At 56.3% G+C, this 22,026-nt stretch carries 13 protein-coding genes and 1 pseudogene; 3 read left to right on the forward strand and 11 right to left on the reverse strand.

Annotated features, from left to right (window positions below; genetic code table 11):
• The first annotated feature begins 740 nt into the window (after positions 1-740).
• Positions 741-2,087 carry an MFS transporter gene (locus I6F16_RS12020; protein WP_050991951.1) on the forward strand — a complete coding sequence of 449 codons (1,347 nt, stop codon included), beginning with the start codon at positions 741-743 and terminating at the stop codon, positions 2,085-2,087.
• Positions 2,088-3,780: 1,693 nt separating this feature from the next.
• On the opposite strand, the gene I6F16_RS12025 is transcribed toward I6F16_RS12020, so the two are convergent.
• The 11 genes and pseudogenes from I6F16_RS12025 to I6F16_RS12075 form a co-directional block, all read right to left on the reverse strand.
• Positions 3,781-5,994 carry a hypothetical protein gene (locus I6F16_RS12025; RefSeq protein ID WP_225173737.1) on the reverse strand — a complete coding sequence of 738 codons (2,214 nt, stop codon included), beginning with the start codon at positions 5,992-5,994 and terminating at the stop codon, positions 3,781-3,783.
• Between the two features lie 1,181 nt (positions 5,995-7,175).
• Positions 7,176-8,411, reverse strand: coding sequence for a cytochrome P450 (locus I6F16_RS12030; protein ID WP_036014786.1), 1,236 nt, complete (start codon positions 8,409-8,411; stop codon positions 7,176-7,178).
• 1,262 nt (positions 8,412-9,673) lie between these two features.
• Positions 9,674-9,877, reverse strand: a complete 204-nt coding sequence (locus I6F16_RS12035) for a hypothetical protein (RefSeq protein ID WP_157785210.1) — start codon at positions 9,875-9,877, stop codon at positions 9,674-9,676.
• A 323-nt stretch (positions 9,878-10,200) separates the two neighbouring features.
• On the reverse strand, positions 10,201-10,665 hold the full coding sequence (locus tag I6F16_RS12040) for a hypothetical protein (RefSeq protein ID WP_225173738.1): 465 nt from the start codon (positions 10,663-10,665) through the stop codon (positions 10,201-10,203).
• 336 nt (positions 10,666-11,001) lie between these two features.
• Positions 11,002-11,203, reverse strand: a pseudogene (locus I6F16_RS12045) (hypothetical protein).
• A 242-nt stretch (positions 11,204-11,445) separates the two neighbouring features.
• A complete protein-coding gene (locus I6F16_RS12050; RefSeq protein WP_225173739.1) occupies positions 11,446-12,327 on the reverse strand; it encodes a pantoate--beta-alanine ligase in 882 nt (293 codons plus the stop codon).
• Between the two features lie 202 nt (positions 12,328-12,529).
• Entirely contained in the window at positions 12,530-13,975 is a 1,446-nt protein-coding gene (locus tag I6F16_RS12055) for a pentapeptide repeat-containing protein (protein WP_225173740.1), read from the reverse strand.
• Between the two features lie 607 nt (positions 13,976-14,582).
• Positions 14,583-15,152, reverse strand: coding sequence for a UvrD-helicase domain-containing protein (locus tag I6F16_RS37835; RefSeq protein ID WP_225173741.1), 570 nt, complete (start codon positions 15,150-15,152; stop codon positions 14,583-14,585).
• A gap of 689 nt (positions 15,153-15,841) precedes the next feature.
• Positions 15,842-16,408 (reverse strand): HD domain-containing protein, encoded by a 567-nt coding sequence (locus I6F16_RS12065; RefSeq protein ID WP_225173742.1) that lies wholly within the window; start codon positions 16,406-16,408, stop codon positions 15,842-15,844.
• A 22-nt stretch (positions 16,409-16,430) separates the two neighbouring features.
• Positions 16,431-18,227, reverse strand: coding sequence for a DUF262 domain-containing protein (locus tag I6F16_RS12070; protein ID WP_225173743.1), 1,797 nt, complete (start codon positions 18,225-18,227; stop codon positions 16,431-16,433).
• A gap of 163 nt (positions 18,228-18,390) precedes the next feature.
• Complete coding sequence (locus I6F16_RS12075; protein WP_225173744.1) at positions 18,391-18,630, reverse strand: hypothetical protein; 240 nt, start codon at positions 18,628-18,630, stop codon at positions 18,391-18,393.
• Between the two features lie 148 nt (positions 18,631-18,778).
• Between I6F16_RS12075 and I6F16_RS12080 the strand changes: the two genes are divergently transcribed.
• Together I6F16_RS12080 and I6F16_RS12085 are read left to right on the forward strand one after the other, a co-directional pair.
• Positions 18,779-19,948, forward strand: coding sequence for a hypothetical protein (locus I6F16_RS12080; protein ID WP_225173745.1), 1,170 nt, complete (start codon positions 18,779-18,781; stop codon positions 19,946-19,948).
• Positions 19,949-20,083: 135 nt separating this feature from the next.
• Entirely contained in the window at positions 20,084-21,532 is a 1,449-nt protein-coding gene (locus I6F16_RS12085) for a hypothetical protein (RefSeq protein WP_225173746.1), read from the forward strand.
• Positions 21,533-22,026: the final 494 nt, after the last annotated feature.

Below are 22,026 nucleotides of genomic sequence, written 5' to 3' on the forward strand. Positions count from 1 at the left end.
CTCTAAGTGGTTGACCAAGATGTACGCCCCCTGAACCTTTGGCAGCGCTCACCGAACGACTTGAGATCGGCCTCGTCGCCGTTGGGCCAAATAGCCGGGCCTTCTCCCAGTCCCGGGTGAGGCCCTCGCGCAGGAGATAGCCAACATGCGCGGGCGGGCAGCGCCGAACGCACCTTATGACGGACGACCTGGGTCTTGGCGGTCGCCAGACGCGAGCGACCCGTGAGCAGCCGGTTCGCCCGCTAGAGGGGACCCGGCCGCGACACAAAGGTGGAGCACCGATGACTGGTGGATCTTGCCCGGCGCGCGAGAGACCGCCGCAGGCGCTGAGCGGCGGCAATCGGCTTGGCCACGAAGGGCGTAGCCCGCTGACGCCTCACGGAGCGGACGCAACCTGGCCGAGGCTGAAAGGGCGCGAGACATCGCCGATCGTGTTCGGCGCCCGCCAATTTGTCCCAAACTCGCCAAAGCAGCGCAATGTCTGGGTGCCCGATAACTATAGCAGGTTCTCATATTTGTCTTGCGGGCAGGGCCAGCCATCAGATCAAGGGTAAAATGGGCCACGAAAGGCGGGCATTTTTATTGCAGAGGTTACCGTGAGGTCCCTCGTGACACGCTTCAGCCTACATGTGAACAGGCCATGGCCGTGAGGACGTGCTCGGGCAAGTGGAATGCAACTTTGCGCGACCTGTCTGGTCGAAATGTTCGGGCCATGGATCGCGCTTCAGATCAGGTCGAGGATGGCGAGGCAATTTACTCCAGAGAGGATGGAGCCGGTCCTCGGTCCGGCAGACGAACGCTTGACACGCCGCGCGGTGTTGGGCGCAACCATCGGCAACATTATCGAATTCTACGACTTCGGGACCTATAGCTTTTTCGCAATACAGATCGGTCAGGCGTTCTTCCCGGCAACTGACCAGTTCGTCAGCCTCATGCTGTCACTCGGAACCTTCGGCGCAGGTTTTGTGACTAGGCCGATCGGAGCCATCGTGCTCGGCTCGTATTCGGATCGGGCCGGCCGCCGACCCGCGATGACCGCCAGCTTTGCCATGATGAGCGCCGCGGTCCTGTTATTGGCGATCACGCCATCGTACGAGGCAATAGGACTTGCCGCTCCGTTGCTAGCCATTTTCGCACGCTTGCTGCAGGGCTTTGCTCTCGGAGGTGAAGTCGGTCCAACGACAGCCTACTTGATGGAAGCGGCCCCCACCAAAGCCCGCGGTCTTGCGGTCTCCTTTCAGCCCGCGAGCCAACAGGTAGCTGCGACGGCCGGAGCGTTGGTTGGAGAAATACTCTCGCTCACCATGACAAGCGAAGCGCTCAATGCGTACGGATGGCGGGTCGCGCTGTTGCTCGGCGCGGCCACGTTGCCGTTTGGATTTTGGTTGCGGAGCGTCCTGCCCGAAACGCTGCACCGCCCCGAGGCGCCGGTTCCTGTCACCCAGCCTGAGGGGCGACGGCCTACCGATCGCCGCATCATGAGCTTGGGATTTGTCATCTTGGCCAGCTGCACGATCACGACTTATGTTACGGGATATATGACGACCTACGCGTTGAACACCCTCCGTGTTTCCACGCCTCTCGCCTTTGCTACTACGCTCATCAGCAACACGGTCGGAATTTCTGCAGCACTGTTGGGCGGCCTGCTCGCCGACCGCGTAGGCCGTCGGCGTATCATGATATGGCCGCAGGTCACTGCATTGCTGATGACCTATCCGGTATTCTTGTGGATTGCAGAGAGCCGCAGTGCCTTCGCACTTCTAGGAGGTCTCGGCGTCCTCACCCTGATCGGAACGATTCCGTATAGCGCCTTCTACGTGAGCATGGCCGAAGGTTTGCCCAAGTACATTCGTGGTCGCGCGTTCGCAACGATCTACGCTTTTGCGATAGCCATTTTTGGAGGCACAGCTCAACCGATCGTCACTTGGCTCATCCACCTTACCGGGAGTGCACTCGTGCCCGCCTGGTACATGCTTTTCGCGGGCGCGGCCGCACTTTGTGCCATGCTTATGATGCCGGAGACGGCGCCACTCAATTATGTGCCCGACCATAGACGAACGGCCGTAACGCCACGACCGCTGCCCTAGGCATACCCGAACAGGTGAGGATGACATCTATGATGTCCGAAATGCGAAAAAGCCGGAGGACGGCTATGGGGCCAGCACGTAAAAGCAATCTATCTTGAAAAATTGGAGCAGCTTTACATCGAGCAGGAGCTCCTGTCGGTGCGCAGCGTCTCCGTCTGAAATGACTTGTTCCCGTTTACCCGATCTTCGCCGATGCGGCAGTTGCGCGATTGGCGGACGTCACCGACGGGGTGTAAGTGAGCCGTCACTATGATCATCCTTTAGAGAACGAGAACGTGCGGCTTGCGCCATCTGCCAGCGCAACCATACAGCATAAGGATGCGGCCGCTGTCGGAGCAGCGGCCGCACGAGGGTCGCCCCTCATTCTCTGCTTGATATGTTTCCCGTTGTCAGTGCCGGACGCACGAGGGATCCGTCAAGCAAAAAAACAGATCGCAGATGCCATTCAACGGGTCATCCACGCACTCTGGATATGATGTATCGGCTACCGGCGCACTCGCCGCAACCGGCTGCGCGGCAACGTTTGCAGCAAAAGGAGGCACCACCGCCGTTGCAAGCGCGAGGGCGCTCGCGGTCACTAACACAGACTTTTTCATTCGAGACATCGCTTCCCTAGGTTAGCCCCAGCCGCTCTCGACGGTCTATCTGACGACGCTGCAAGCGGTAAAATTGATTTTCTTGATCAGATCTATCGACCGAATGGATAAGTACGCAGCAATGGACGATCGGCTCATCGATGCGATGGGCGAGGAGTTTCAATTCGGCTGAACCAACGGGGCCGAAGCGGGTCTGACGGGCGATGCCGAGGCCCAGCGGTCGCTCGGACCTCAACGTCAACGAGATCGCCTGCGCGATCAAAAGCGAAGTGATGCACCGGGTGCTTAGGGCCGCACGGAATCGAGCTGTAAAAGATCGATCAAACTAGTCATACGGATTGCTGTCGTGAGCTCGCGCCATGACTCAATGAACAGTCCACCAAGCTGATCTTGCGGCGGAGCATGCTCTTCCGGCGATGCCACCGTTGCTCGCTCGTGGCGACGACTGAAAAAAGCGGGGAAATGACTAACCATACGCCGGTGTATTGAAATCGTCTCCGCGGCGCCCGGCGCCATTGCAGTTGAAACGAAGAAGCTCCGACTTACTCGGATTGAGACGCTCAACGAAGAACGACAAGCCCCAGCATCTTTTGGGGGCCAAGGAGGCGTGATGCTGGGGCCGTCGTAGCCTGATGCTAGAGTAGCAAACAGGCGGCGTTGTTGTGCACCGCCCGGTTTGATTCGTCAAAGCGGCCGGGACGCTCAGCTCCCGTACGGACCATCCGCGATCCTGTTGAAGCTCGCCCGAAGAGTTTGCGCGCCAGTTCGCCGCGGGCAGGCAGGTGAAAGCACTGTGACCGGGCTTATCGCCGCCAGCATCTGGTATATCTCCCGCCTGCAATAGTCAGCGGCCCAGCTTCTCGCCCGAGCGCCGATGTTCGCCAGGGCAGGGAATGGCAGCTTGCTTGTACGACGACCGACAATCCTCCGGATCGCCAGCCGATACCCCTCCCGTAAGAAGTGTTCTCTCCCCGGCTCCATCCTTGTGTAAGCTGGAGTTCGACGAGGCTCGGCGCAGCTCAGGCAATCCGCCGAGCCGGTCCGAAAGGCATGAACTCTGACGCCGAACGGCTCACCGGCGCAAGACAACCAGCTCACTAGATCCCCAGTCGAGCCATCTGAGCCGAAGCGTGCTCCGGGTCGGGAAGGGGCTGCCATGGCTGGCCAGCGGCGGTGCTCAACAAGGACCTACAGAACGCGGGAGTGAGCTTGCCTCGGTGGATCACGACGTTCTCGTGCCCCTCGGCGGCTCGAGCGTTCTGCCAGTGCTGATTGTAGCCGCGCTGTTCGTCAGACTTGACGTGGCAAGCGGCGAATTCGCGATCGCCCAGCGTTGCCAATTGCCAGGCATGTACCGGCCGCTTGGTGTGGATGTGTACCCACATCGGCCTTGGCGTCGCGCCATTGCTCAGCGCCATGGGCTGTAGCTTGATTTCAAACAGCGTCCCTGGCTCTCCCTTCAAGGCGCGAGGTGGATCCACTGACGCCAGTTCCCCCGCTGCCCGTAACTGTGCAAGGTATTTCTGCGATGGAAACGCATAGGTCTTCATGCAATCGCTCGTGATTGCTGCCTTTCGCGCGCTCAATGACTTTGCCTGCCCCTGAACCTCGGACCCCATCCTTTGAAGCCGGACTATCTTTTCGTGCACTTCGGGCACCTGCGCAGCGGTGAGCAGGCCCCGTCGGCGAGGCTCCTCCAGCGCGGCTACACAGGCCTCAATCTCGGAGGACTGCGTCTGCAAGCGCTTGACCACGCGATTCAGGACATGTTCGGCGTCGTCGGGCTTCATCTGGCGCGCTTGCGAGACGGCGCTTTGCTGAGCCCGCAGATCGAACTGCAGCAGCTCGTCCAATCGCTCAAGTAATCCCGGCAGTGCCTTCCTGGAGGGCGGAGCCTGCCACATCTGGAGGTGATCGGTCGCAGAGGATGACGCAGCTGCCTCCTCCGGCGTGGCGAGTTTTTTTGTACCGAGATCCGAGAGCACGATGACCTTGCCCGTCGCGGCCGCGGCGGCATCGGACCTTCCCAGTTGCGGCGCGGGCGGGCTGGCCGTCGAACTCCCCTCGCCCGCGGCTGCTCCGCGCTTTGCTTTGCCCTTTCTGCGCGCTGGAGTGCCTTCACCCACCAGGCCACTGTTTTCAGGAAGCGCAGCCCCAGCCGGCGGTTCAATCGTCACTTCCGTCTTTGGCTGCAATGCCAGCAGCCGCATGACGTCGTTCGCCGTCACCCACGCTCCGTCCACGATCTCGCCAAGCAACTGCAAAGGAAGGTCAGCTTCCGTTCCAGCCTCCCTCAGGGGCTCAAGCATGGCCCTCAGTTGGGATGCAAATTCCGAAAGCCGTTCCATCACTCCTTCCAGAACGGCGCGGTGCTCGGCGTCGAGCACCGTTCCTCCGCGAACGGCCTCGCCCGTCGAAATAAATGCCGGAAAAACATCTTCAACAAAGGTCCCGAGCAGACGCACCCGCCCGCTCTCGTCCATGAGGGCGGCTCGCACGTCCGGTGCTAACGTGCTCGCTCGCGACTCAATCAAGAGCTGCGCGAGAGCGATGCGCGATTGCAGATACATGCACCTGGTATTGAGCACCCAGCCCGTATTGAGCCTGAGTTGGCCCTCTTCGGTCTTGCGCATCTCGGGCGTGCTGCTTGGCAAGTGGGCAGTAGCCGCACAGACTGACTGCATCCGCTCGAAGCGCAACGCCTTCTTTCCCCACAAGTCCATGCAGGCAGCATACTGGTTCGCGACGCCCGCAACGACGCGGCTCAGCTGGTCGGGCGGAGCGGTGTCTTTGACCTCGTCGAGCAGGGCTTTTGCTTTCTTTCTCCTGTTCTCAAGTGGGTACAGAATCTCGGTGGTTACTTCGTTACATTGTTTGCCCGCATCCAGCGTGTTGTCGCGGAGCCGGCGAGCCTGATCGTCGGGCAGGATACGACGCGCCAAATTGGAAGGCAGATTCGCGTAATACTCCAGAACTGTTGAGCCTGCTTCGACCACTCGATCGATCAGCTCTTGCGCCTTTTCCGAGTTGCAGCGTTGCATGGCCGCTCGACGGCAAGTTTCAAACTTCTCAAGCAGGCTGTCTAAATTTCGCTTTGCGGCCTTGATCTCGTTGCGCGTTGGCGCCGCCATATCTGAAGCCGCAGTTCTGTCTTGAGGCCCGGAGCGCATCCGCTCCAGGACGGCATCGAAGGATTGACCGCGTTCCCCAGGGAAGAGACCAGGCTCCAGGCTCGAACGGCTCAATTCCCCGGCGCTGTCGGCTCCCGCCGCCTCACCCTGTGATGAATCAGCTCGGCCAATACCTTTCATACTTCATCTCCGAATAGTCGAGAGTGCGCAGCCTGTCTGGATAGGCCGCCTAGCTGACGACTAGCTGACCAAGAGCCATTCATCGGGATGCACAAGAAATAAGACCTCGCCTTGAGTTCCACGCAGCTTGGTCGCGTTGCTGAACTAGCCGCATCAGTGCCGGTGTGATCAGCTGAGACGTGACCGGCGTCCGACCTGCCCTACCGACGGAATAGTCCCTACCCGAACGCCTTGGCTCTATGCACGCGAGCTGGGCCAAGTCAAACGCTAGAGAGCAGCCAGGAACGCGCTCGCCTCTTGAACGGCGATTTTTGGCCAAGCAGAACTGGCCAGTGTATGTCGATCGGCAGACCTTCGCTCGCAACGCACGCGTCCCGCTATCCACTAAACAGACTTCGACCGAAGAGTTTACCAAGTCACCAGCCATCGACGGGTGTGCCGAGACGTCGGAGGCCATCAGCAACGACATTTTGCCCGTCGGAACTGAGCAGAATCGAGGTTGCGCAACTCCCTCAAACTATATCTCGCAAAAGCCGGGCCGCCGCCCAGGCCGGTTAAATAGAAATGTGGCAGCAAGCGTACCGAGCACACCGAGCGTCACCCCGACCAGCGAATTGGGTGTCCGCACGTCTCTAAAGAGCAGAAAGGTGAGTATCGGCTCCACTACCAGAATAGCTCCCAGTATTTCGCGGCAATGATCCAGATATTCTTCATATGCATGTGGCGAGCGCTTATCTGAAAATGAGGTAGATGCCACCGAAGGATATCAGGAGAAACATCGGCCACAGGCATTGCCAAATTACTGCCGGTCTTCCCCAGGGAGCTTGAGGTAATCAACTCGGGGAATATCCAAATCGCTTCTCCAAGGAAAATCGCTGCAACCCGCTACAATCTTCAGCATCAATTCATCGGCCTCCACGTTCCGGCTATACAAGGCAACCCGAACAGGCGGCATCGGAGTTGCCGTTGAGGGCCCTTTCGGCATCTCAGGCGTTTGCAAGTCGAGACGCGCGCCTGACATGTCGCTTCTCACGGGGACTTCAAACGTCTTCCCGGTCGATCAGTAGTTGCCCACTACAAATGCTTCGCGTCGATCGAGCCATCTGCGCAGATTGAACAAGATAGTTCAGATCAATCCAACCTGACCGCGCACCGGCGGCCGGGGACTGGCGCGACCAGGCCTACGCTTCAATCCGCACGGGGAGAGCCGAATAGCCGTGCACGAAGTTAGATGCAATTCGCTCGGGTTCGCCGACGACCTCGATCTCCAGTCTCGCATCCAAGATCTCTTCCCAGAGGACTCTCAACTGCAGTTCGGCAAGATGTCGACCAAGACAGCGATGGATTCCGAATCCGAACGAGAGGTGCTGCCGCACATTCTTCCGGTCGATCACGAAACTGTTGGCGTTCTCAATGATCTCTTCGTCTCTGTTGCCGGAGATGTACCACATGACGACCTTGTCGCCTTTCCGGATCTGTTTCCCGCCTACGATGCTGTCGACCGCGGCAGTGCGGCGCATATGCGCGATCGGTGTCTGGTATCGGATAATCTCGGACACGGCGCTCGAGACCAGCTTGGGATTGTCGGCTAATTTTCGCAGTTCGGAGGGGTACTGGCTCATGAACAGGAGGCCGCCGGTAATCGAGTTGCGCGTCGTATCATTTCCCCCCACGATCAGCAGAATCAGATTCCCGAGAAACTCACTCGGCTTCATATGGCGTGTGGCGGGCGAATGCGCCATCAAGGAAATCAGGTCGAGGCGCGGCTCCGCATTAATGCGCTCATTCCAAAGCTTTGTGAAATAGTCCAGACATTCTGACAAGATTGTGCTTCGCTTGTCCCAGCTGTCGATCGTATGGCCTGCTTTCGGAGTTGTAACAGCTACGTCTGACCAATAGGTCAGTAGTCGCCGATCCTCAAATGGAAAGTCGAAGAGCGTGGCGAGCATTTGCGTCGTCAACTCTATCGAGACCATGTCTACCCAATTGAAGGCTTCATTGCGCGGCAAGCCATCGAGAATCGCCCTGACCCGAGAGCGGATCAAGGTTTCGAGCTTCGTCAGGCTTTCCGGTCCGACGATCGGGCTCACGGTATTGCGCTGCTCGGCGTGCTTGGGAGGCCCCATCTTGATGAAACTCTGGGTCCAGTGCTTATCAGGCACGTCAACAATAGTGACACCTTGCTTTGATGAGAATGCTTTGTGGTTTGTGTCTACCGCTACGATGTCCCGATACTTCGTCACAGACCAATATGGACCATGAGGGCTGTCTTTGCAGTAGTGAACGGGATCTTCTCTTCGCAGCCGGTCAAAGAAACCCCATATGCTGTCGTCTTGAAAGCGCCTGCCTTCGCTTACATCCAGCTCGCTCAGCGGAATAATGTCATCTGCTTTATAATCTTCTGATCGCCTGCTCATGATCGTCTCCGCAGATTTTGCTCCCGAGAGGCTACAGATCTAAGGTCACGATTGACCGTTTCGAGCTGCCGTGAGCGTTTGGCTGCGACGGGCCGCCCGACCAGACTATCTCAAAGCTCGGCTGGCCTAGCCCTACCACGTCGGGCAGTAAGGATCGCATTGACTTTCCGACCTGATCTACTCAATCACTGAGAGCTGCCACCACGAGTTGGACGAGGGCTGTGCGAAAGGACAACATCCAATCGAATACACACTCCCAAGGTAGCCAGCCATTTTGCCTCTCACTGTCGTTTCGGTCCAGGGAGACCAATTGAGGCGGCTCGGCAGTCTGCCGCCCATCTGGTGATTTTGGCCGAGGCACCCCAAAGCGGCGAAGCTGAAGGTGGCAATCTTTCCATCGCTTGGATAGTAGTTCCCGGATTGGGGTGTCCTGTGGGGTAACCTGAGAAAGAGGGGGTGCGAGGAGGCTCTGAAATGCGGACGCGAGCAGGTGCAGGTAAGGTCCGCAGGTCTGCAAGGTGAGCGCCGGAGAGGCTTCAAACCTGATGCGGTGTCCGGCCTGGAAGGCTCGGACACTGTAAAATGGAGGCTGAAGCCTTGCACCGAAACGCTGCAGGAACCGTTTCGGTCGAGAAACGTGGGAGGCGGGGCAAATCGGAGCGACCGCGCATGACGGAGCGCCGTCCCGACTAGTCGCCGAAGCCGAACGCCTTCGCGTCAGGTCGAGCAGCAAAACCTGGGGCAGCCCGCCCGAGGCAAATGTGCGAACAGCACGTCAGAGTGAGACCGGCGCTCAAATGCGCCGATTCGCTGAGATCTCCCGCCGCATGATCAAGTCCAGAGCTTTTCCCGCCTAGATAGCTGTGTTAAGATATCCTCTCTTTAGTAGTGGAGGAAGTGATGAGCCATGACCGGATCGTTACGGCGGCCATCATCGCCGTTGGCGCTCTCAACACGGTGCTCGCAGCGATAGCGCTCTTGTCGTTCTGAGCAGCGCAATTTTCTCATGCGACAAGAGGCCATCTCGATTGGCGCCTCTTTCATTCACGCAGCGTATCCGCCTATGGCCCGATCGCGTATACGGAACGCGGTCTCCGCTTGGTCCGCTTCGTGGCGCCAAGGATCATGCAGCCTATCTTCTTTTCAGCCCGCCGGTTCGAAATCGTGAGTGGGTCATCCGGTACCGGGTCTAGCGGCTTCGGGGTACCCGTCCACCGCGCCCGTTAAGAGAGTAGTTACCACTCACTGTCAGCATTTCCATATTAGGTCGCCATAGGCGGCAGCCAATCTGAGAACGTCAGATTTTCCGACACGCCCGGTTGGCGGTCTCTTTCAGGAGAGGCCCAATGTTCAAGGGCTTCACGGTGGCAGTTGCGGCGCTGATTTTCACAGCGCAACTGGATCAATACCTCACGCACGGTCGGTACACCGACGCGGCGATCGCTATGCTCCGGCACATCAGGCATGGGTTTGGCTCTTGAGAAACCGGAACGCATCTGGAAAGCAATTCACGGGTTGATCTCGATGCGGAGGAGCAACGCGCCATAGCCATATTGGGAGCTGGGCTTTGTGTCGAGCTGTGTGACTTGCTTGCTCTCGTGAGCTTGAGGCAGATCGGTCTGATCGGAGTCTGCGATTTGAAAGCTGCCGCGCACGAGTTACGGAGGCGCGTTGTCTTGAGCGAACTCGGGTAACGATCAGGTGATGATCAGATGATAAAAGTGCGGATCTACCATGACGGTGCGCGACAAGACGTTCTCACCGCGCCGATTTTTGGGTCCTCAGGGGCCTAAGGGCTGGATGGGATCGACAACGGAAGGGGCCGGCTCTGGTTGGGATTAATTGGGCGGTCAATTTGACCAAAGAGCAAGCCGATCGCCTCGCGGAGATTGAGTTGACGAGCACGAGCGGGACTAGCGTAAGCCCGGTCAGAGCCTAGACAGCGAGACGGATGAGTGGACATCCTCTTCATCTTGCCGATCAACGCCGAAAAGACATACCGACACCGCCCGCCTAGCATGCTTCCTTCTTTGGACAGATTGATCTCGCGAACCGCCATCTCGCCCACAGCAATAGCGTCAGTCACTCCAGGACTATGAACCTCAATCACTCTTTTGCGATCAGTCGCAGTTTGGATCGCCATGATCGACTCGACCAAGCCAAGCTTCCTAAGAGCGCAGTTCAAGCCAGACTCGAAAAGGTGTTGTTGGTCACGAGCGAAATTGATGCCGGAAATCAGGCGCGAGATCGGCATAGCTGCGCTCCCGTGCTTGATCCGGCGGAAGCACAAAGAGTCTCTCAGACGCTGAAATAAGTCACGGACCCGCGATGATGTTTGTAGGCTGCACCTCCAGGAAATAGCAGTCATGGGACTCATAGTGCCAATCTCCATAGTAACACTTCGTCTCTAGGCGCAAAGTATTGACCATCCAGTCAGCACCGCTTCGGAGCCGAGTTTATGCTTAGGCGTTGCCGACAGATGCGCCTTCCTTCCGACGTGTCCGCTTTGGGCTGAAACCGGCAACCTCAACCCGAGCAGATGTCTTCCGCTTGGCCCTCGTCAGCCGACATTGCGTTATTGGTTCAAGCCCTAGATCATTTCCCTTTTGCCAACTCGAAAGCTACGAACGTAATACCCCTGTCGCTGAACGGCCGACTTTATCTCGTCGCTGACTTTGAGAACTCTAGTTCTGCTCTTGCGCCATCTATTTGAAGAGTAAAGTGCGGGTATCGCAGAAGCGTTGCTTATGACGAGGAAGTCCCGCTTGTTATTGCGAATAGACATCAAACATGTCACCCTCGCAGAAATGTCGAGTAGAGCAAATATGTTTGGTAACGACCGTGTCAGCTGTGGTGCGCTGGGCCCCCGAGCGGGTGGTAGTCTGGGATGCCTGCTGGTTAGACTTCGCACTCAGTGAATGTCGGGGAAATCTTAGCGCGCCAACCGATCAGCTCAGATTTCTTTTTGCATGCTGTTTCCATGCCAGGCCAGTGTACTAGTTCCGTGAAGGCCATGCGGTGAATAATGGTCTAGCTACGAGTGCTTAGGCAGATCGATCCAGAGATCCGGAGCACCATTTAGGAGGGTATCCTGATCTGGAACATAGATACTATCGAAAACCCTCAGGCCGTGAGCCGTTGCCGCGCCAATAATGATGAAAGGGAGCTTGACCTGCTCTAGATCTTCGAAGCTGTCAGCGCCGACAATCCGAAGATAATCGAATTTAAACCGTCGGAACTTTATGTGAGATGCAGCCGACGCTACAAGGTCCTTGACGCTCGACGCTCCTCGGACGATCTCTTCCCTCAAATGGTTGAGTGCCGTGAAGAGGCACGACAGCTCATCAAGCTCAGACCGGCTAAATCGCCTTAAGCGCGACGAAATCGGCACTCCATTCTTGTATCTCACGGTCGGCACAAACCTTATCTCGCAATCGAGAAGGAGGTCTGCAACGGCGCGCTTCACCAGGATCGCCTGACCGATATCTTTCAGGCCGAAGTAGCTGCGAGTTGGCCGCGCATAGCAGATCCAGCGGACCGCACCGGTTACGGCTTCCTTCAAGCACGCCTCAGGCCCATCTAAACGCAAATGATAGTCACCTTGCGATACGAACGTTCGATAGCCAGGCGGAAACATTTCGGTGTCGCTCGAGGAAATCACGGCAGTCGCTCCCGAACGCAGGGCAAGTCCAATATCATCATCCAAATTGAAATCGTAGCTCCCGCCTGGTCTAAGCTGGATCTTGTTCGGGTACACCGTGACAATCGCGACGTCATTCTCCAAGGCCGCTCTTCTGATCAGTTCTGCATGCCCAAGATGCAGGGCGCCCAGAGTGTGTACCGTGCCAATGGTCTGACCTGTTCTTGCGACCTCCCGGATGAACGCCTTGCCTGCGGAAAGACCTGCCAGATGCATTTTCTTACTCCAGTTTTCTTGAACGCCAAAAGAGTGGAGCGCTTGGATCTCGGAAGATGCGCGGCCGTGGCATCCCGCGTGGGCCGCGCACGCAGACGAGCTTCAAAGAGCTTCAACGCCCGCTTACAGCTCGAACCTCCGCATCAAGCTGATCTAAGCTCATGGGCACTGTAGCTCCCTCTGTTCTTGCGGTTCAAAGGAGTCAGGTTGACCCTTCTCGACCACGTCGCATCAACGATGAGAGTTCAGCCAGATAGTTTGATGGCTCGCTCAGCTGATCCCCCTCCAGAGCGACCTGCAATCCCCGACAACGGTCGGCAAAAAACGGCGGCTCGAAACTGGTTATCTTAGCGCCTGAAAAGTCGACCTTCACGAAGCTGGCCTGGAATGGCGATATCCCACTCAGGTTCGCATCGCGCAGGGACGATTGGTTCATGCGAACGTATGCGGCCCGCGTTGCCTCCAGGTTGCTATTGGTCATACCCGCGGCGAGATATGCCTGAACGAGATTGGAACCTTCGAGATTTGCGTGACCCAATGCCATTGATTGCGGCGGATCACCGGTGATCATCGACCTGTAAAGGTAAGCCTGTGATAGGTCCGCATGTTCGAGATCGCAGTCGCGCACAAAGGCGCAGCGGCCGCGAAAACCGGTGAGTTTGGCGGCTCGCATTGTGCTCTCTGTTATCGAAATGCTCTCACCTGATGCCTGAGATAGGTCCGCTCCGTCCAGCTGACAGGAATGAATAGATGCACTGTTGAGCACAGCACCGACGAGGTTCGCGTCGGACAGGCCTACGGACAGAAGCCGCGCCTCGGTGAGGTCTGCCTGTTCCAGCTCAGCGCTCGCGAGGTTTGACAGGTGAAGATCAGCGAATGGGGCGCTCAGGGCTCTCGCCCGAATCCGCCCGCTCACCTTTGAGAGTCTCAGATACGGAAGATGAGCACCTTCCAAGACAAGACCATCGATGGAGGTGGGACGCACGATCGATAAACAGTCTCCCTTTGACTGGAAGAACGAGCAATCCGCCAGATGCGTCTTCGTGATCGTGACTTGGCTCAGCTTAACAAAGCGGAAGGAAGCGGAAGGAAGGAAGCATTCATTGATAGTTGACCCCTGCAATTCCGCGCCATCGAATACAGCACTACTCGCGTCGCACTGATAAAGGAGGAGCCCGCTGAGCATCGCGTTGTCAAAGCGTGTTCTTTTCATACTGCAACCATGAAATAGGCTGCCGGTTGCATCAATTAAATTGCGCAGACTGGCGTCATCGAAGTTGCAGACCTGCGCTGCCATGGCGTGCATATAGGCAAAATCAAGCTTGGCCCCGAGGAAACTTGCCCGCTCTAGCCCCGGACAGATAAGGTTCGCCTCAGAAAGGTCTGCACGATCCAACTTTGCTCCGTACAGCTGCGCGCGATTGAGGGTACAGCGTCGCATCGGGAAATCTGAGAGGTCGTGACCGCTAAAGTTCTCGGAGGATAGCTGCAAACCAATCCCGGTCCTTTTGATCGCCTCCTCGGTTCGCCTGCCGACAGCAGCCACTGCGCGCAGCCTATCGGCAGCTCGGCTCCAGTACCGAACGAACTCGCCATCTGATGAAAGCTCGTTCTTCGGATCTGAGCAATGCTCCGCCGCTTCATTCACGGTGCACTCGCTATCAGCGCCGATCCTATGCGACATGTGGAGGGTTCCGTATTGCCCGGACTTCGGAGGTCCTGTTATTGACCTCTTTGTGCTGGGCCTGCACCCACGCTATTCGCTTTGTGGTGAAGTCGTCTGCGAATTGGCGACACGATGCGCCGATGAGGCTCCTGTTGCCTCGGTGTTCTTCGCAGCCGACGCTTGAACTCGTCAGCCGCATCCTAGTCATGCGTCCCCACTGCTACTCGGCGCGATTGTTCACCAGGCCCGCCAACCTCGATAACGATCTGTCGGTTGACAGTGCCGATATATCTGACAGTGCGATCTATTTCGTCAGCTCTGGGAAACTCCACATCACTCTCCATCAAACCGAATGCGCAAAATTCTAGGTCTTCTTTTTCAGAATGGACCCGCGGCTTGCGGGCGGAAAAGTGATCGTTCATCAAGGGCTGCACTCAAGCGCCGCCATTGCCTCATCAGTAGCAACGACCGTGCCAGCCGCGTCAGTTGAAATTAGCGAGCTGAATAGGGCGTCATGAATTCGAAACTGATGCCGAATGTTTCGAATCTGACAAACACGGCCTTTGTCAGGAACCGCACCGTGGCTAGGCTATCGTGAAAGCGAGGATTCCGAGCTCGTTTCCCTTTTGATTAGATCTCGGACGACATCGGCAGTGGCCAGCGCGACCGGCCCGACGTGCGACTTATAGAGCCGCAGTCCGATGCTGCTGAGTGAGTGCACGTCGATGCGCTCGCCAAGCCGCGGCTCATTTCCAAGGAGCCGGCGCAGCCTCGCCTGGAGCGCATTGGCGAGAGTGTCGGAAAATGTGGTCAGAAGCACACGGGCCTGCGGATTGGCCCGGGCGAGGTGGACGGCACGATGAAGGGCGACGATGGTCTTGCCCGTGCCAGCCGACCCAGAGACGCGGGCCGGCCCGGAATAATCGCGCTCGACCATGTCGCGCTGTTCCGGATGCAGAAAGACGGTCCATTTCTCCCAGGGAAATTCGAGCGCACGCTCCAGCTCCTCGACGTTGCCCATCGTTCTGAAGCGGCGCTGCGCGTCCGGGTGCTCGAACGGATTGGCCAGCTCCTGGGGGGCAATTGCCGGGCGAGGCTTGCCGCCGGTCGCCAGTTCAAGCAGGGCCTCTGCTGCCTCGGCCGGCAGGTGATTTGCCACGATCAGAAGGGTGTTCGGTCGCCTTCTTTGACGTCTGCGAGCCATTTGGTCGGCACGCCATAGCCCAGTAGTTCGTCATCAGAGACATTCGTGAACAGCGGCAGCTTCTCGGTGCCGGTCCTTGCATCAACGGCAATTCGGTCTGCACGTAGACCGGAACAAGCACCTCCTTAACCGTTTCGCGGCTCTCGACGAGCTGGGCCGCTCCGGTTTTCGGATGGGTCTCTAGCTTGCGTCTTTCTGCCCAATCGTAAGCCTTGTCATGGTGGTCGACGTAGCAGAGCAGGAGACTTTGGTCGCTCCTATGAACGATCAACCGGATGTCGCTATTCACCCGAACGGACCAGAAGTTCTTGTCCCTGGCCTTGTCAAGCTTGTGAAAGCTCATGCCTGGACTGGCGGGAGCTGCAAGTCGAATGCCGTCGTCTTGACCGCCTTCTGCTCGTCGCCCGTTAGTCGGGCCAGGCTGTCGGTGAAAGTGTCGGCAATCCGAAAATCCATGACGTTCGCTCTACAGGTCGATTCCACCAGGATGCGATGATTGGTCGGTCGAGGGATTACGATCGGAAATCGCGTTGATCTTAGAAGCAGCGATCAAATTAACCTGACCACTAGTTTCTCCCGCATGCTGAGCGGAAAACACCTTCGTAGGTACCCGGATCTCAAAACGCACTGTATCCTTTCCTGCTTCATGCGCTTTGAGCAGGAAACTGAGAGACAACTCGAGACAGGTCGCGGGCAAGCGGGCACGGAACGGCTCGCTCAAAGATCGCGCTCAACTCGCGGTAATACCAGATTGTGCCTTGGCGCCCTCCGGTGAAGCGGTGCCAAAGGTTCTCGCCAATCTGACGATAGTCACCAAGAATGGCCTCGGCGTTGTCGACTTTATCGGCAAGCGAAACCAAAAGCGAGGTCGTGGATTTGCTGGGCAGTGTCGCCAGATATGCTTCTTTCCGCGGCCGCCACGCTGGCTTCGGTTCGACCCAGGAGTCCGTGCAGTCCGAGACGATCTGCGCAACTTCTGGCCCAAACCGTTTTCTGATTACGTTTAGCGTCGCCTCACCGCCTTGGTCTTCCGCTGCATCGTGCAACAACCCGCCAATCGCTTGAATCTCACTTCCTCCAGCAGAAAGGATACGGCTGGAAACACTGAGCAGATGAGCGATGTATGGAACGCCGCTCCCCTTCCTCACCTGATCACGATGGAGATCCGCGACATAAGCCAAGGCTTCGTCATAGCTTCTCGATAACGGCATCAGCAATTCCTCCGTAGGCCAATTACGGCCGAGGCCATAGCTCGACAGCGATCTCAGACAATTCGTTGGATCGCTTCTCAATGTCTTTAAATTTGAAATTGGATCGCTTTGTCAGCTCATTAGTGAGCATAATCGACGATTCCTTGTAGGCATTCTTCTTGCGAGCAAACGGATTGTTCGACGCCCCAATATTCAGTGCTCCAGCAAATAAAGTGAGATTACCAATTCGATCAACAAATTTCGGGTGCTGGCTTTCCGCACTGCTGCCAAGATATGTCACCCAATCGCCAAGTTCTTCCTTCACTTTCTTTGTCTTGATCTTTTGCGGCATGATGTGCTCGACGTGAACGTCTGTGGCGCCAAGAACTTGTAGTTCATCATGCTTTCCGTGTCTGGAGGCTTCGATCCGCTCCAAACAATACCTGGCCCGCTCGATAAGATTGGATGTAAAGGCTGCTTCTGCGAACTCCGCCTTGAACTTCTCGTCCGTTGGGCAGAGTTCCCGATAAGCTTTCTTTGTCGCCTCCAAGGGATTCTTGGGATCCACGCCACACAGTCGCGCGAAGAGCGTCTCGGTGTCATTGGATCGTTCGCGGCAAACATGTCTTCGTAACACGAAATTCTCAGTGAGCTTCAGAACTTCCCTGAATTGCTTGTCGTCGCATCCCCCAACTCGAAGATGCATGAGGAAGCCACTTGTTTGCGTGGCCTTAATCATCCGGAGATTGCGAAGGTGACGATTAATGCGAGCATCGTCCGTCGTGCCAAGCTCAATCTCACCGTAACATTTTGCGGATTGAACCAACCGGTCCAGGAAATCGCGGAAGGTAACTACTTCAGTACGCGCAAACTCAGATTCGCCGTTGGAAGCCTCTTCGCCATTGCCAACCTCATCTTCGTCCTCGGAATCGTCCATATCGGGGTAATTGTGGCGATCGGGAAGCTTGGCCGCCTCAGCGACCTGCGTCATGAAGAGAGACTTGAATCGTGATACGACCTCAACCTTCTTCACGCGCACTTGAAGCAAGGACATCAAATAGTATCGGAAGAAGGCGTCAGAATTTATCCCATCAAGGTGATGAAGCAATTCGGCCCAGCTCTTCCGCGCCTGATCCAATGCTGCGTCGCCAAATCGAGCGGCATTTCCCAACAGGAAGTTTTTGACAATATCGCTCGGACTTAATCGCAAGCCACGATTGTTAATCGTCTCGAATAGCTTGAAGGCGTCTCTCGCCTCGCTGACATCCAGGCGGATCACAACGGCTTGGTTTCTGAGCTTGTAGACGAAGTCCTGGATACCCTTGATCGTCGATTCTCTTATTCCCTCGGCTATCGCGTCCTCTCGCACCACCCGAAACGCATCCAGCAGACGCTCATTTATGTAGGTTCGGTCGGTCCTTTGCGCGATGTGATCCTTGAACTCTTCAGCATCTATGGAGTCTAGCAATACCTTTTGTTCTGCCTTGCCACTTGGAGGCACTGCCTGCAGCAGCATGGAAATGTCGCGAGCTGCATCAGCTAGCCCTTCTTTCTCAAAAATTTGCTTGATGCACTCCAGCAGGATCACGATTGTCGTGAGCCGCTGCTGTCCGTCTACCACTTCAAGCTGATTTAACCCGGCCCTATGGTGGCCAGCGAGGCAGACCAACATGCCAAGCAGATGCTGGTCACCTGGCTCGATAAGACCAACGTCCTCGACGAGATCCCAGATTTGCTTCTCAGTCCAGGAGTACCGCCGTTGGTAGGTAGGAATTACGTACTGCTCATTAGCAGAGTTGAATAGCTGGTTTATCGTCAAAGAAGTTGGCGTAAATTTCACGTCGTCCCCCGTTATACTCGAAATACCTTCATCACCTCGTCGCCCAGGTGATTGATCACCTTCACAGCGATACGACCGCTCTTGGGCTTTTCGAACGGGCGCGAGGTGTCGCTGTTCAGCGTAGCCCAGGCTTCCGGATCGATTTCCGCTTTCAGCGTGGTTTTCAGCGCGCCGTACGGATCATTCGCGCCATCCCGTTAAAATCGGAGAAGAGGTCCGGCGTGATCTCGCCGCTCTCGTGCACGCGCTCCTTCGTGGTGCGGAGCAGCTCGTCGATCAGCACCTTGGGGTGGACCTTCTCCTGAATGTAGAGCGGAGGCGCCTGGACGACGAGATCGCTCCAATCCTGCTCTCCAGGGAAGATCTGGAAACTCTTTACCTGACCTAGAGAGGCGTAGCGCAAGTGAAGTTCGTTTGGTCAAGCGTCCTGTCGAATGCAGCGCAACGTTAGGAATGAGTTGATTCGTCGCGGGTAACTATACTACCATGGGTTTAAATCACTCGATAAAGTTGTCAGAATTATTGGTAATATTTTTATTGCGGAGGGGCCCATGCCAGTGTGGCTTCAGATAGTCGGAGCAATTGCCAGCGCCATGCTATCTTACTACGGCCGGTACGACGACAGCCGTGTAAGGGAGATGATCAGAGATGTTGCAAAGAACATAAATCTTGCGCTTCAGCGCCTTAACGAGATCTCTTTGCAAGTGGCTCAATTGACCAGTCTCGTCGAGAGACTGCCTGACGAGTTCAGGGAGATATCTTACGAGGCTGAGCTGAGGCGGCTTAACGATACGATTTTGGCTTCGATATTACGATTGAAGCAATTGCTCGCGACTACGCCATCAACTCCTCTCTTTAGAGAGCAGGTCAAAGATATCTATAACAATACCGTTACGGCTCGCACGGAGTTGCAGGTTAAGTCAGTTGCTGGCCCCGTTAAATTCACTCCGCTCGCTGCATTGGTTTCACCCATCTCGCAGTTGCTGGAGTTAAGTCTGCTTTATCATCTCGGGCGCGAGGGACGAGAACTAAGCAGAGCCACGCGGGATGCCTATCGCGACTGGTTTAATTTCCTTCTTGATCCGGCCGTTCCGAATTCGGTTGCCGCGAACGTGTCGATGAATGCAGCGGCACTGTCCGCCAGCGACGCGACAATTGCCGCGGGGCTCTTTGCCCCCGCCTTGGGAAGCCCCGGCTCCGCTCAAGCACTTTACTGCTTGGAGCATCAAATAGGAAACTTTCCTCATCCGCTATTCCCGGATGGTCGGACCTTCGCACAAGTCTTAAATGAAACTTGGATTCGCTTCTATGGCGTCACGACTGCCGTTCAAAAGATGGATAGTGGGGAGCAGATTTGGGATATCGAGGCGCTAGGTGCGTCATTTCGCGTTGAACAATATGCCAAAGCTGCGGGAACTGGTGCTTGGTATGGTGCAACGCCGCCGTGGTCTATTCCTGTTGACAGCTATGATTCTCGAGACGTGGGCGGATATCAAGGTCAGAGCCACGCGGAGCGCGTGGCCGATATTATGAATAGTCCGAAATGGAGAGCGTTCGTCACGACAACACTGCCGGCGAGTACTCGTGACCTCGACCAAAATAATCGCACTAGAATAGAGTTGAGAGTTGCGCGAGATGTACTCGCGGCCGTAGGCGCGGCCAAGGCAGTCGCAGAACGCATAGAAGCCGGGTTTATTGAAGCTGAGGCCCCACCCGCATAGCGCGCGTCCGGTGCAAGTCAGGTTTGATTGTGGCTCGCGTGCGACCGTGCGCGGCGTGTTAGGCCGAAGGCTTTGGCTTCGCCGATGCCGACGGGCTTGGCCGGTCTCAGCAGAATATTTTTCAGGGAGGAGATGATGCGCACCAGTTTTTTGGTTTTCCTAGCCGCGGTTGTTCTTTCTTCGAGCGAGTCGTTTGCACTCCCAAAATTGGAAGCCTCAACACGAGCAAGCGGAGTGGTCGCTTTCCAGGATGAAAACGACAAAACACAGTTTTACGTCTATCCCGAAGTCGTCCCCTTGGTCCTCGGCCTCACTCTCTCAAATCCATCCGTCAAGTATTGGGGGATAGGCCACACATTCCGCCAGAAGGATCCGGAGTTCGGAATCCTTGTGCCAATCACAGGCGGCACCATTTCGGGACTTGCAACTATAACAATCGTCCCAACTCAAGAAGCTGCCATACGCGCAGCCATTAAAAAAGACTTCGGACAAGACAACGCAAAACTTGCGAATCTCGATGGCAAGACCAAGACCATTCAGCCTGTATTTGCTGGCACTTCGATCGGCCAAGCAGGCCTTGGTGATGCGGTTTTTCCTACATCATTCCGCTTTGGCTCCTCGTTCTCATTTGTAGTGGGCTCGCCTGACAGTCATACCTTTGCATCGTATGTGGCGCAGCGAATTGCCGATCAGTTGGAAGTGACGCCGGATTCGAGCTTCAGCATTAATTTGGTTGCGGAATCTCAGTTTCGGGGTCCGGCGTGGACGACGACGTGTTCTGCCGACCTCGCTCAAGTCTGGAAAGATGTTCGCCAGCGCTACGGCGGCTCGGGTGGATATGGCTGGCTCGGAATATCAGTCGACTACCAGTCGATTCAGCAGGACTTGTTTCGGAGCAAGAAGATCAACTGCGACTTTTCTGCAGGCGATCTGGACTCCAAAGAGAAGGGAGACGAGCTGTTCCAAATTGCGAAAGATGCCCTGACATCTATAAACAGCCCAGATAATGAATTTTTCCGCTTCCAACCAAATCCGCAGGCCGCTACGCCAGGCGGCGGCGGACAAGGGCCGTGGCTTATTTCGCTCAACTTGGCCTACAGTTCGGCCGCGCTAACTCAAAAAATAGAATGGCGTCAAACCTTTACCTTCAACCCCACGGTTTTGAGAGAGATGCCGACCTCCCTCACGCTGGCCGTGAAGTGCGACATCAACACCGAGCAGTATTTCAAAGAACTGGACACTACGACGCCGTGCATCACCGCCACAAAGGCGCGCTTCTTCCAGGATTGGGCGGACCGCGAAGCGAGGCTGAAAACGAGAAAAATGGAAGAGATAATGGTCAATCCGAGACTGTCAGATCAGCAACGAAAAGATCTGGTTAGATTCTACTCGCGGATCGCATTGACCGACGCAAACATTCTTGTTGCTTCAAAAACAATTTCCGATGCGGACACCCAAAAGTTCGTGAAAGACCAGGACATTGTCTCGATCGGCCTGTCGCCGGAGTTCTTCTCTAAAATGGAGGAGGAAGTTAGTCGAGGTAGAAGCATCAAGGATGCCCTAGGGGCGATTGCGCTGCGCTGATGAAAGTCCACCACCTATTGAGTTGGGTTGCACTGATGTGGGCGACCCAACCGCTTTTCGCAGTCGCAGCCGAACCGCCCAAACTATGCCGGCTGGAAGGAGCGACACGCGTGCCAGATAAGTTGGAGGCATTCGTCTTTTCGGGTACCGGCCAGTCTCCGGCTTGCCCTAACGGAGAATGCTGCCTTTCGAGGTCCTTCCGTGAGATAGTAATCACTGAACGCGCTATGCCAAACAGCGTCTGGACAAGAGCTGTTAAGTTTGATCACCTGTCTCAGGGCATATCCGGCAAAACATTTACTGCTACGCTAGTGGAGACTGACGGTCGGGACATCGGGCTATCGACCGAATTCTCTTTGGAGAACGTGAATATAATAACAGACAAGGATGGATTTGGCTTCCTTCCCGTTGTGGTACGTTTTACGTCCTCGGCGCCCACTGCAAAGGTGTATTTGACAAAATTTATTTACTCAGACCTCGATGGACTATCATAC

The organism is Bradyrhizobium sp. IC4060 (assembly GCF_020193715.1).
Taxonomy (GTDB): Bacteria; Pseudomonadota; Alphaproteobacteria; order Rhizobiales; family Xanthobacteraceae; genus Bradyrhizobium; species Bradyrhizobium yuanmingense.